Source organism: Halomonas sp. H2 (assembly GCF_050215315.1).
Taxonomy (GTDB): Bacteria; Pseudomonadota; Gammaproteobacteria; order Pseudomonadales; family Halomonadaceae; genus Vreelandella.
On record NZ_CP189760.1, the window covers coordinates 326,893 to 339,058 of the forward strand.

Sequence of the window (12,166 nt, forward strand, 5' to 3'; positions counted from 1 at the left end):
TGTTGTTTTAGTTATCGCACACCGCCTTATCACTGTTCATTGAACAGCTGCTCTTTAACAATGTATATCATGCTGACAAGAACACTTCGCAAGAAGTGGTCTTAAATTGTGATACGCGTCAGCGTATCCGGCACAATGAAACGTGATCATTGCGAGTCCAGACTCCTTCGGGTTATAGGGTCAAGCAATGAAGCGCACACGGTGGATGCCTAGGCAGCCAGAGGCGATGAAAGACGTGGTAGCCTGCGATAAGGTTCGGTGAGGTGGCAACAACCTGTGACCCGGACATCTCTGAATGGGGAAACCCACTCATCATAAGATGAGTATCGTGCCCTGAATACATAGGGGTACGAGGCGAACCAGGGGAACTGAAACATCTAAGTACCCTGAGGAAAAGAAATCAACCGAGATTCCCCTAGTAGCGGCGAGCGAACGGGGACCAGCCCTTAAGCATGTGACTGATTAGGCGAATGCGTTGGGAAGCGCGGCCGTAGCGGGTGATAGCCCCGTAGTCGAAAATCTGAACATGTGAAATCGAGTAGGTCGGGGCACGAGAAACCTTGACTGAAGACGGGGGGACCATCCTCCAAGGCTAAATACTCCTGGCTGACCGATAGTGAACCAGTACCGTGAGGGAAAGGCGAAAAGAACCCCGGAGAGGGGAGTGAAATAGATCCTGAAACCGTGTGCGTACAAGCAGTCGGAGCGGACTTGTTCCGTGACGGCGTACCTTTTGTATAATGGGTCAGCGACTTATATTCAGTGGCGAGGTTAACCGTATAGGGGAGCCGTAGGGAAACCGAGTCTTAACTGGGCGACACAGTCGCTGGATATAGACCCGAAACCGAGCGATCTATCCATGAGCAGGGTGAAGGTTGAGTAACATCAACTGGAGGCCCGAACCAGGATCTGTTGAAAAAGATTTGGATGACTTGTGGATCGGAGTGAAAGGCTAATCAAGCTCGGAGATAGCTGGTTCTCCTCGAAAGCTATTTAGGTAGCGCCTCATGCAGTACCGCCGGGGGTAGAGCACTGTTTCGGCTAGGGGGTCATCCCGACTTACCAACCCGAGGCAAACTCCGAATACCGGTGAGTAACGCGTGGGAGACACACGGCGGGTGCTAACGTCCGTCGTGAAAAGGGAAACAACCCAGACCGTCAGCTAAGGTCCCGAAATCCTGGTTAAGTGGGAAACGATGTGGGAAGGCTCAGACAGCTAGGAGGTTGGCTTAGAAGCAGCCATCCTTTAAAGAAAGCGTAATAGCTCACTAGTCGAGTCGGCCTGCGCGGAAGATGTAACGGGGCTAAACCAGGTACCGAAGCTACGGGTGCATCCTTCGGGATGCGCGGTAGAGGAGCGTCGTGTAAGCCGATGAAGGTGAATTGAGAAGTTCGCTGGAGGTATCACGAGTGCGAATGCTGACATGAGTAACGATAAAGGGAGTGAAAAACTCCCTCGCCGGAAGACCAAGGGTTTCTGTTCGACGCTAATCGGAGCAGAGTGAGTCGGCCCCTAAGGCGAGGCCGAAAGGCGTAGTCGATGGGAAACGGGTCAATATTCCCGTACCGGACATGGTTGCGATGGGGGGACGAAGAAGGCTAGGTGAGCCAGGCGTTGGTAGTCCTGGTGAAAGCATGTAGGCCGAGTGTTTAGGTAAATCCGGACGCTTAAAGCCGAGATGTGAGACGAACTGACCACGGTCAGGAAGTCACTGATGCCACGCTTCCAGGAAAAGCCTCTAAGCTTCAGATCATGTGCGACCGTACCCCAAACCGACACAGGTGGTCAGGGTGAGAATCCCAAGGCGCTTGAGAGAACTCGGGTGAAGGAACTAGGCAAAATGGTGCCGTAACTTCGGGAGAAGGCACGCCGCGTTAGTGTGAAGGCCCTCGCGGCCGGAGCACGAGGCGGTCGAAGATACCAGGTGGCTGCAACTGTTTATTAAAAACACAGCACTCTGCTAACGCGCAAGCGGACGTATAGGGTGTGACGCCTGCCCGGTGCCGGAAGGTTAAATGATGGTGTTAGCCGCAAGGCGAAGCTCTTGATTGAAGCCCCGGTAAACGGCGGCCGTAACTATAACGGTCCTAAGGTAGCGAAATTCCTTGTCGGGTAAGTTCCGACCTGCACGAATGGCGTAATGATGGCCACGCTGTCTCCACCCGAGACTCAGTGAAATTGAAATCGCCGTGAAGATGCGGTGTACCCGCGGCTAGACGGAAAGACCCCGTGAACCTTTACTATAGCTTCACACTGGACGCTGATGTTGCCTGTGTAGGATAGCTGGGAGGCTTAGAACTCCGGACGCCAGTTCGGAGGGAGCCATCCTTGAAATACCAGCCTGGCATCATTGGCGTTCTCACTCAGGTCCGTTATCCGGATCGAGGACAGTGTGTGGTGGGTAGTTTGACTGGGGCGGTCTCCTCCTAAAGAGTAACGGAGGAGCACGAAGGTACCCTCAGCACGGTCGGACATCGTGCAATGAGTGCAAGAGCATAAGGGTGCTTGACTGCGAGACAGACACGTCGAGCAGGTGCGAAAGCAGGTTCTAGTGATCCGGTGGTTCTGTATGGAAGGGCCATCGCTCAACGGATAAAAGGTACTCCGGGGATAACAGGCTGATACCGCCCAAGAGTTCACATCGACGGCGGTGTTTGGCACCTCGATGTCGGCTCATCACATCCTGGGGCTGAAGTCGGTCCCAAGGGTATGGCTGTTCGCCATTTAAAGTGGTACGCGAGCTGGGTTTAGAACGTCGTGAGACAGTTCGGTCCCTATCTGCCGTGGGCGTTGGATGTTTGAGAAGGGCTGCTCCTAGTACGAGAGGACCGGAGTGGACGACCCTCTGGTGTTCCGGTTGTCACGCCAGTGGCATTGCCGGGTAGCTATGGTCGGACGGGATAACCGCTGAAAGCATCTAAGCGGGAAGCCCCCTTCAAGATGAGACATCCCCGAGGCCTAGAGCCTCCTGAAGGGCCCAGCGAGACCAGCTGGTTGATAGGCACGGTGTGGAAGCGCTGCAAGGCGTTGAGCTAACGTGTACTAATGGCCCGTGAGGCTTGACCCTATAACACCCAAGGGGTCTGCTCAAAATGATGACGTGACATGAAAACACCGGATACGCAGCGTGTGGCCCAAGCGACATAACGCCAGGGCGGCAAGCAATGAGACGATCACAAAACAGCATGATGTACATTAACAGTTACGCCTGACGACCATAGCACGCGTGAACCACCTGATCCCTTGCCGAACTCAGCAGTGAAACCGCTTAGCGCCGATGGTAGTGTGGGGTCTCCCCATGCGAGAGTAGGTCATCGTCAGGCACTTATACCCAAAATCCCCCAGGGCTTGCGCTCTGGGGGATTTTTTTATGCGTGGGGGTTATAAAAGGGTGAATGGTAAGGGGTGAATAGTGAATAGAAACCACTCACCACTCACGTGCGATTTTCTGGTATTTTATATAATATATAACAATAGGTTGCGTATTTAACATGGTATTGTTGCCAAGCAGTATCTAGTATTATGTTGCACGTACCAAGACGTAAAATCTCAGGAGGAGAAACGGGATGACGACTCAATTAGCAAAAAAGTTAGCGATCGCACTATTCATGGCCTTGATGGCAGGCGGACTTGTCGCTTGTGATGACCAAGGGCCTGCTGAAGAAGCGGGTGAGAGCATTGATGACGCTGCAGAAGATGCCGGAGAGAGCATGGAAGAACTCGGTGAAGATATGGAAGATGCTGCCGAGGACTAAGCTGGCCGGTTGATTAGATAGTTAGAAGCAGTCGCTGAAGAGCGGCTGCTTTATTTTTTGTAATGTGTTTATGATGACTCCAATAATGATAAAAAATGGAGGAAGCAACATGCAGTTACAGCGTGATAAAAGCCTGCTGCTAATGGTCGATTTTCAAGCTGGCCTGCTGCCGGTAATTGACGGCGGCGAACAAGCCGTAAGCGAAGCGGGTTGGCTGGGCGAGATGGCTTGCTTGCTTGAAGTGCCCGTTTGGTTGACCGAGCAGAATCCTGAGAGGCTAGGGAGTACCGCGCCATCGCTATTGGCCTCTCTCAGTGATTATCGGCTTTGGCAAAAACAGCATTTTGGCGTGATGGCGGAAGCTGAATTTCGTGAAGCGCTAAACGCAACGGGTAAAACACAGATTGTACTGTGTGGAACAGAAGCACATATCTGCGTGCTGCAAACGGGACTAGGGCTATTAGACGCAGGCTACGAGCTGTACTGGCTGAGTGATGCCTCTGCCAGTCGCCGCCCGCAAGAAGCTGCGCTTGCCCGTGAGCGCGCTTGCGCGAGCGGCGCTGTGGCGGTGACGGCCGACATGGTGGCTTATGAGTGGCTTCACCGCTGCGATACAGCGCTGTTCAAAGAGGCGCACCAACGCTTTTTAAAGCCGCGTGCGCCACGCCCCGTACGTTTCTTCTAGGCCATTCGCTTTAGCGATCGGCTTCTTTACGAGTGAAAACGAAGGTATCCCCCTGGGATGCCGATGCATCGAAACGATAGCCTGCCACATCGAACGCCTTGAGTTCATCTGGATCGTTGATCTGCTGCTGAATCATCCATGCGCTCATCAGCCCACGTGTTTTTTTGGCGTAGAAGCTGATGATTTTAAAGGTGCCGTTTTTCTCATCTTTAAACACCGGCGTAATGACCCGAGCATTAAGCTGCTGGGTATCTACCGCTTTGAAGTACTCATTCGAGGCGAGATTAACCAACACGTTGGAGCCGCTTTCAGCAATGGCCTCATTGAGTGCAGGCGCCAGAATGGGCTTCCAATAGGCATACAGATCCTTACCTGCACTGTTAGGCAGCTTGGTGCCCATTTCCAGGCGGTAGGCCTGAATCAAATCCAGGGGTCGTAGCAGGCCGTATAGGCCAGAAAGTATGCGCAGATGCGACTGAGCGTAACGGTTCTCCGCTTCGCTGAAATTTTCCGCTTGCAGGCCGGTATAAACATCGCCCTGAAAAGCCTGTGCAGCGGGTTTGGCATTGCTCAGTGTGAAGGGAGGGCGCCACTCCTCAAAACGCGCCGCATTCAGGCCTGCCAATTTATCGCTGATACCCATGAGTTCGCTGATTTGCTGCGGCGAGTAGTCGCGCAAAATAGTGATAAGCGCTTGACTGTGTTTCAGAAAATCGGGTTGTGATACTTGCTCTGTGGTAGGTGGGGTTTCAAAATCCAGTGTTTTGGCGGGAGAAATAACGCTCAGCATCGCATGCTCCTGGTCGTGCCCTGATAAATAAAAGCCTGATATAAGTGGGCTCAGTATACCAAGCCTCGGCCAAGGCCGAGGCTATAGCTTCGATAGTTCTGGCAGAGCCGCTTACTGCCTATAGGCGGGGCTCAGCAGCAGCTTTAAGGGCAGGGATTCGGCATGCGGCGGTGAATGTCGTCGATTGACTCTAGCACTTCGTTATCCAGCTTGAGGCTCTCGCTGGCAAGGTTGCTTTCCAACTGCTCCATTGTGGTTGCGCCAATGATATTGCTGGTTAAAAAGCTACGTGAGTTTACAAACGCCAGCGCCATTTGCGCAGGATCTAGCTCGTGCTTTTCAGCGAGGGCAACATAAGCCTGGGTGGCGGCTTCGGCTTCAGGCGAGGTGTAGCGCTTAAAGCGTTCATACAGCGTCAAGCGGCCTTTAGGTGGCTGCGCACCGTTGAGGTATTTACCCGAAAGCACGCCAAAACCTAGCGGTGAGTAGGCAAGCAGGCCGACATCTTCACGGTGGGCAATTTCAGCCAAACCAACTTCAAAAGAGCGATTTAGAAGGTTGTAAGGGTTTTGAATAGACGCTACACGCGGTAAATCCAGCTTATCGGCAAGTTGCAGTGAGCGCATCACTCCCCAGGGCGTTTCATTGGAGAGCCCAATAGCCCGTACCTTGCCGGCATCAACCAGCTCTTTCAGCGCATCAAGTGTCTCTTCTAGCGGCGTCGCATCTTCGTCTTCGCTATGCACGTAGCCTAGCTTGCCAAAGAAGTTGGTTTGCCGGTCGGGCCAGTGCAACTGGTAGAGGTCAACGTAATCGGTGTTTAAGCGGTCAAGGCTAGTATTAATCGCCTGATGAATATGCTCACGGGTTAGGCGTGGGCCTCCGCGGATATGATCAAGCCCAGGCCCGGCAGCTTTGGTAGCAATGATGAGGTCGTCTCGGGCGCCGCGCTGCTTTAGCCAGCTGCCGATATAGCGTTCCGTCAGGCCCTGGGTTTTGGCCATGGGTGGGACGGGGTACATTTCCGCGGTATCAATGAAGTTGATGCCAAAGGCCACGGCCCGGTCGAGCTGTTCGTGGGCTTCGGTTTCGCTATTTTGCTCGCCAAACGTCATCGTGCCTAAGCAGAGTCGACTTACCTCCATGCCAGTTCTACCAAGTGGGCGCGTTTGCATTTTCATCTCCTTGCTAAGGCGGAATTGCCACAAAATAAGCCACCATTACCCGGGTGGTAAACGGCGTATGAATGGCATGTTAGCGAGGCTCTTGGCAAGCAGCAAATTAATGGGGTTGAGTCGTCGCAAAGGCAGGCGTATGCTTGCCAGCCCATTGACCGGCTAAAGGCCGGTTTCTCGTGTGGTCAGCAGCAATCATTAGCATGGCTGCTGACTCAAAGTTCTCATAGAAAGGCAGGTTGGTTTGCCATGCTGCAGGCATCAACGTTGTTTACTCGGCTAGAATTTCGCCTAGCTGAACGGCTGTTTCATAATCACTGGTTGCTGCCGCGTTCACCGCGCACCCAGCGTTTAACGATGCGCTTATTTAGGCGCTGTGCGGAGGCGGGTCACCCTGACGCGCTGTCTGTTTATGGCCACATGTTGTTCCATCGCAGTCAGGCGCCCCAAGACAAAGCGCGCGGTGCGCGGTACGTTCTGGAAGCGGCGCATGTCGGGGATGTAAAGTCACAGTACCAGGTGGCACAAATCCACGAGCACGGCTGCGCTCAGTACCCGCGCCGCGAAGACTACGCGGTAACGTGGTATGCGCGTGCTGCCCAGTCGGGGCACTATCTAGCTGCGGAACGGCTTGCCCGTGCTTATCGCCTGGGTGAGTTAGGCTTGGCGGTGGATGGCGAGCGAGCAGCTTACTGGCAGCGACAGGCGGAACAGCAGGCACTAAATAACGTGGCCGCCGCTTGAAGCGTTACCGCGTTTTGATTGAGTGAGGAAGGTTGTGTCCGAGACGCTACCCACAGTACTAGATATTGAAGCGTCCGGATTTGGGCGTGGCAGCTACCCTATTGAAGTCGGCATCGCACGTGCCGACGGAAGCTGCGGTGCTTTTCTTATTCAACCGCTGGAAGAGTGGACCCACTGGGATCCCAAGGCTGAACTACTGCACGGCATCTCCCGTGATCGTCTCATTCAGGAGGGCTACCCGGTACGCCAAGTTGCCCACTGGCTCAACGATGAACTGCGCGAGCTGGGTAAGGCCTACAGCGACAGCTGGGGTTACGACAATACCTGGCTGTCGCTGCTCTTCCATCATGCGGGGATGCTGCCGCGTTTTCGTCTTGAAGCATTAAGAATTCTGCTCAGTGAAGAGCAGCAGGCGCTGTGGAGCAACAGCAAAGAAGCGATAATTGCCGAACGCAGCATTCATCGTCACCGGGCGGGAGAAGATGCCCGGTTGCTGCAGTTAACCTACCAGCAGACCCTCAAGCTCACCGGAAATACGCACAGCTAAAGCGCTTTCAATGCCAGCGTTATAGCTGGGCCTCTAGCGCATCAAGCAGTTCCTTCGGCGTCGGTGCGTCGAGCAGCATCTCGCGGGTGGGAGTCGCCAAGAAACCATGGCCTACCGTGCTGTCTAAAAAGGTCAGCAGCGGGGAGTAGAACTCATCGATGTTGAGCAGGCCCATCGGTTTCTCATGCAGCCCTAAATACCCCCACGTCCATATTTCAAATAGCTCTTCCAAAGTGCCAATCCCGCCAGGTAAAGCAATAAAAGCATCGGCGTTGGCTGCCATGGTGGCTTTACGTTCGTGCATATTGCGTACCCTAATCAGCTCGCTCAAGCCAAAGTGGGCCTGTTCGCGCTCAACCAGGTGATCGGGCATGACGCCAATGGCTTTGCCGTCTGCCTCCAGCACTGAATTCGCCAGTTCACCCATAAGGCCGATACGTGCGCCGCCATAAACTAGTGTATGGCCGCGCTCAGCAAGCGTGCGTCCCAGCTTATTGGTTGCCTGCCGGAAGGTTGGGCTATTACCTTCACGGGAGCCTAGATAAACGCAAATTCGAGCCATTCGAACATTCCTTATAGCAAGCGAGGGAGAGTATTTAAGGCAAGTGTTGATCGACTTGATGGTGCTCATCCATCCACTGCCCGATCACATTGTTGCCGCACAGATGGTGGGCATACTGGGTGTGCAGGCAACGCACCTGGTGCCAGTTAGTAATCCCGCCAATGCCGCGTTCGGTCATCACCTTGGTGTAACCCAGCTTAGCGACTTCTTCACGCTGAGCAGCACTCATAGAGTCCCAGCGGGCGGTCACATAGTCGCGGTGGCTCTGCTGATAGGCCTCAAGAAAATCAGGCTCTTCCTGCAGGCGCTGTTCGAGCGCTTTAATAACCCCCACGGCTTCGATGCGAGAAATCTCAACTTTAAGCACATCGGAGCAGAGCCAATACAGGGTAGGGAAGGGTTTGCCATCGACAATCGGTGCCATTCGCAGTACCAGTGGCGTGCCTTCACCATCGGTGGCGGCTACCGCTTCGATACCGCGCGGTGCGCGGCCAAGCTGCTGGGCAATAATGGCGAGCTGACGTTCGTCAGGCGCTTGGTTGGTGCGTATCACCATTGGGTTGGTCTCTCACGAACGGTCGTCTTGAACAAATTTAGTCGAGCGGCCAACGGCACGGAAAAAGCAGCGATTGAGCTGTTTAGGGGACGCGACATAGCACCACGTCCGCTCACAGTATTCAGCGGCTCGTGCCATTAGCACGTCATAAAGGCGGTTGAAGGGGGCATCATAATCGTAGGGGTCGGCACCAAACAAGCGGATATGCGGATAGTCGGCGAAGCGCTCGATAAAATAGTTTTCCAGATCGGCCTCTACGGCACGGTGCAGGGCGACATTGTCAGGGTCTATCCAGAGGTTGTAGCGGATGGCCATTACATAGGCTCCTGTTGCCCCGATGGCTCGGGGCAGCGCTGATCAGGCGGGCTCAGGCGCGTCCTGCAGATGCGCCGTTAGCGCCTCACGCAGGTCGTCCTCAATCGGCATGGCGCACTTGGCCTGGTGGTCATACTGCACCATAACGGTGTGACCCAGGTTGGTAAGCTTGCCGTGCTGGCGTGCCTCCTGGGTGACGGTAAATGAGCTATTGCCTAACCGCGTTAAGTAAGTATGTATTTCGATATCATGACCGTAAAACAGTTCAGCCCGATAATCGACTTCCATGCGCGCCATAATCAAGCGCCATTGTTTGGGATTTAAATCGGGGGTGAACAGCTTGAAGAGGTCATTACGGGCAAGCTCAAACCACGCGGGAAGGCGGGTATTGTTGATATGTCCTAACGCGTCGGTGTCGTAAAAAGCGGGCTCAATAGTTCGGGTAAACATAGTGTGTCCTTGTTATTAAAAAACACGTACTAGCGCAACGGTGCTGTTCAGGATTAACCCAAGCGAGCGCTTGGTCAAGCACTGCGGCGTTGATACCAGGCGGTGAACTGCATCCAGCCAAGTAACCATAGCGTCGCCGTCACGAACCCTGCCAAGGTGCCCCACAAGAGCCCCAACGTACTGTAAGTGTAGGAAACACATAGCGTGTAACTAAGCAGCGAACCTAGCCCCATGGGATAATGCTTAATCACCGTGGCCACCGGCTGAGGCCCATTGCTTAAGTGGAGGATAAGTAGAAAAGGCAGCATGGTAACGGGAAAAGCCGCCAACGTACCCGCCCACGCGGGCGGTAACCAATGGGCTAAGCGTGTGATGATAAAAATGATCAGCGTAGCAAGCGCGGCCCGCGCTGCCAGCGCAGGCCAGGAAAACGCCCGGCTGGCTGGGCTTTTAACATCGGGGATCGTACGAAACAGCCAGCTAAAGGCGGCAATAGCCACCAGCGTACCGGTCACGCGGGTGAAACTGAACTGGGCAAGTACGCTGCTAACCGCTAGCCATGCAAGAAGGCCGCCCGCTACGCCGCTTAATACCCCCTTGATTCCCGGCTGGCGACCTGTCGCTAGGTAACCGGCCCCAAGTGCCATGGAGGCGGTAAAGCCTGCTAAGGTATGTACGGCGCTCTGAATCGCAAACCCAGGCGAGAGCTCTAAGCCGATAAAAAACAGTGCCAGCGAGGTGCCAAGCGGGTAGCCAGCCAACAACCCAGCTACCCGAGGGCTAGCGCGCACAGCGATTGTGCCCAACCCCAGTACCATGCCAATCGACAAGCCCATTTTAGCCAGTTGCCAAGTGAGTGGGACTTCTATCATGCAGTGTTTTCCTTCATAAAAAACAGCGGGTTTAAGCCAAAACTACACCAAGCGAAGCCCTTGTTGATCACCCCAAGCGCTCTCTAGTGCCTCTAGCAGTGGTGTTTTTAAATGCGCAGGGAGCGCGTCATGGGCCTCCTTCAGTGAATCAAACGAGCGGTTGCGAAGCCAGCAGTACGCCCAGGCGCAGGCTTCAGACTCACTATCCGGTATTGGGCGAGCGGGCATTTGATTAAGCAAAAACACCGCAGTACGCGGCGCCCAAAGCGGCATTTCACCGAGCTCATCGTGGCTCCACTGTTCAAGCGTCGCGCCATTGGGGGTGGCGTCGGGCGTACCTAGTTTCGCTACCCGTGCCGTTTCGGCCAAAATGAGCGCTAGTTGGTCGGTATCCGCTTGACCTAGCGAGCGCCATTGCCGCAACAGCGCAGACAGCCCCGCGCGCATCTTGGTATAAAAGTCATCTTGCGGCATGCTTGGCACAACCCCTATTCAATGAGTGAGATTTGTCATGGTCTATGATTTTGCCACGCCTGTGGAACGCCGCCACCCAGAAGGTGGCTGGGCAGCGCAAAAGTGGCACCGTTACGGCGACGATGTGTTACCCCTTTGGGTCGCCGATATGGATTTTCGCTCACCGCCCGCAGTGATTGATGCGCTGCAGGCGCGGGTGGCCCACGGCGTTTATGGCTATGGCGAAGTGCCTGCTACGTTAACAGAAACCCTGTGCGAGTGGAGTGCTCACCACTATGATTGGCCGATTCAGCCAGAGTGGCAGCAGTGGCTGCCGGGGGTCGTGCCGGCCTTGCACCTAGCCGCGTTAGCGCTAACCGAGCCAGGCGACGGTGTGTTGACGGTGGCACCGATCTACCCGCCATTTTTAGAGGTGGCAAAGCGCACCGGGCGTTTTCCCCAGCAGGCGATGTTGGCTGCGCCTTCGACGCCTAATGGGCCATGGAAGCTCGATATAGCCGCCCTGGAGGCCGCGATTACGCCGCGTACGCGTTTGTTGCTGTGGTGCCAGCCCCACAATCCTACGGGTCGTGTATGGCGGTATGAGGAGCTTACCGCACTGGCTGAACTGGTCGAGCGCCACGATCTTTGGGTGGTGTCGGACGAACTGCATTGCGATCTGCTATTAGACGAAGGCGCCCGGCACCGTCCGCTGGTGGCAGCATTCCCTGAGTTAGTAAAGCGCACTATTACCCTGTGGGCACCGTCTAAAACGTTTAACCTGGCCGGTCTAACCAGCGCCTGCGCGGTGATTCCCGATCCTGCACTGCGTGAGCGTTTTGCGGCAGCAACCAAAGGGTTACTGCCCGATGGCAATGTGCTTGGCTTGGTCGCGGCGGAAGCGGCGTACCGTCATGGCGAGCCGTGGCGACAGGCGCTGTTAGACGTACTGCGTGAGCATCGTGCAACACTGCAAGCACGGGTGGCGACTTGGCCGGGCGTGCACTTAGGTGCACCGGAGTCGACCTATTTAGCCTGGCTGGATATGCGTGAGGCAGGGCTTGGGGATGCGCCGCATAAGACGCTGCTAAAAGAGGCAGGAGTCGCACTCTCAGACGGAGCGGCCTTTGGCTGCCCCGGCTTTGTACGGCTTAACTTCGGCACCACCGCCTCCCAACTGGAAGCAGCGCTGTCGCGAATGGATGCACTGCTGAAACGGGATTGAAGCAGCGCTACTCGTCAGTAGCGCTGAAAGAATCGC

General features: G+C 55.0%; 13 protein-coding genes and 2 rRNA genes. 7 read left to right on the plus strand and 8 right to left on the minus strand.

Annotated elements, in window-relative coordinates; translation table 11 throughout:
* Window positions 1-178: 178 nt before the first annotated feature.
* The 4 genes from ACQE2I_RS01595 to ACQE2I_RS01610 all read left to right on the plus strand — a co-directional run bounded on the left by ACQE2I_RS01595 (window position 179) and on the right by ACQE2I_RS01610 (window position 4,441).
* A 23S ribosomal RNA gene (locus ACQE2I_RS01595) occupies window positions 179-3,068 on the plus strand.
* Window positions 3,069-3,208: 140 nt separating this feature from the next.
* Window positions 3,209-3,324 (plus strand): 5S ribosomal RNA (rrf, locus tag ACQE2I_RS01600).
* 243 nt (window positions 3,325-3,567) lie between these two features.
* Window positions 3,568-3,756: a hypothetical protein gene (locus tag ACQE2I_RS01605; protein WP_427029747.1), complete on the plus strand. Its 189-nt coding sequence runs from the start codon at window positions 3,568-3,570 to the stop codon at window positions 3,754-3,756.
* A 109-nt stretch (window positions 3,757-3,865) separates the two neighbouring features.
* Complete coding sequence (locus ACQE2I_RS01610) at window positions 3,866-4,441, plus strand: isochorismatase family protein (RefSeq protein WP_427029748.1); 576 nt, start codon at window positions 3,866-3,868, stop codon at window positions 4,439-4,441.
* A 10-nt stretch (window positions 4,442-4,451) separates the two neighbouring features.
* On the opposite strand, the gene yaaA is transcribed toward ACQE2I_RS01610, so the two are convergent.
* On the minus strand, window positions 4,452-5,231 hold the full coding sequence (gene yaaA / locus ACQE2I_RS01615) for a peroxide stress protein YaaA (RefSeq protein WP_427029749.1): 780 nt from the start codon (window positions 5,229-5,231) through the stop codon (window positions 4,452-4,454).
* Window positions 5,232-5,374: 143 nt separating this feature from the next.
* A complete protein-coding gene (locus ACQE2I_RS01620) occupies window positions 5,375-6,406 on the minus strand; it encodes an NADP(H)-dependent aldo-keto reductase (RefSeq protein WP_427029750.1) in 1,032 nt (343 codons plus the stop codon).
* A gap of 249 nt (window positions 6,407-6,655) precedes the next feature.
* Between ACQE2I_RS01620 and ACQE2I_RS01625 the strand changes: the two genes are divergently transcribed.
* On the plus strand, window positions 6,656-7,150 hold the full coding sequence (locus ACQE2I_RS01625) for a tetratricopeptide repeat protein (protein WP_427029751.1): 495 nt from the start codon (window positions 6,656-6,658) through the stop codon (window positions 7,148-7,150).
* Window positions 7,151-7,184: 34 nt separating this feature from the next.
* Complete coding sequence (locus ACQE2I_RS01630; RefSeq protein WP_427029752.1) at window positions 7,185-7,697, plus strand: hypothetical protein; 513 nt, start codon at window positions 7,185-7,187, stop codon at window positions 7,695-7,697.
* 19 nt (window positions 7,698-7,716) lie between these two features.
* Here the strand turns inward: ACQE2I_RS01630 and ACQE2I_RS01635 are convergent, their stop codons facing one another.
* From ACQE2I_RS01635 to ACQE2I_RS01660, 6 genes are all read right to left on the minus strand, one after another.
* Entirely contained in the window at window positions 7,717-8,259 is a 543-nt protein-coding gene (locus tag ACQE2I_RS01635) for a TIGR00730 family Rossman fold protein (RefSeq protein WP_427029753.1), read from the minus strand.
* Window positions 8,260-8,293: 34 nt separating this feature from the next.
* Entirely contained in the window at window positions 8,294-8,815 is a 522-nt protein-coding gene (locus tag ACQE2I_RS01640; RefSeq protein ID WP_427029754.1) for a DUF501 domain-containing protein, read from the minus strand.
* A 12-nt stretch (window positions 8,816-8,827) separates the two neighbouring features.
* Complete coding sequence (locus ACQE2I_RS01645) at window positions 8,828-9,130, minus strand: hypothetical protein (protein ID WP_427029755.1); 303 nt, start codon at window positions 9,128-9,130, stop codon at window positions 8,828-8,830.
* A gap of 42 nt (window positions 9,131-9,172) precedes the next feature.
* Window positions 9,173-9,580, minus strand: coding sequence for an acyl-CoA thioesterase (locus ACQE2I_RS01650; protein WP_427029756.1), 408 nt, complete (start codon window positions 9,578-9,580; stop codon window positions 9,173-9,175).
* A gap of 74 nt (window positions 9,581-9,654) precedes the next feature.
* The gene (locus ACQE2I_RS01655) at window positions 9,655-10,452 is read right to left on the minus strand and encodes a hypothetical protein (protein ID WP_427029757.1); all 798 of its coding nucleotides are present in this window, start codon (window positions 10,450-10,452) and stop codon (window positions 9,655-9,657) included.
* Window positions 10,453-10,494: 42 nt separating this feature from the next.
* Window positions 10,495-10,926 carry a hypothetical protein gene (locus ACQE2I_RS01660; RefSeq protein WP_427029758.1) on the minus strand — a complete coding sequence of 144 codons (432 nt, stop codon included), beginning with the start codon at window positions 10,924-10,926 and terminating at the stop codon, window positions 10,495-10,497.
* Window positions 10,927-10,963: 37 nt separating this feature from the next.
* Between ACQE2I_RS01660 and ACQE2I_RS01665 the strand changes: the two genes are divergently transcribed.
* Complete coding sequence (locus ACQE2I_RS01665) at window positions 10,964-12,130, plus strand: MalY/PatB family protein (protein WP_427029759.1); 1,167 nt, start codon at window positions 10,964-10,966, stop codon at window positions 12,128-12,130.
* Window positions 12,131-12,166: the final 36 nt, after the last annotated feature.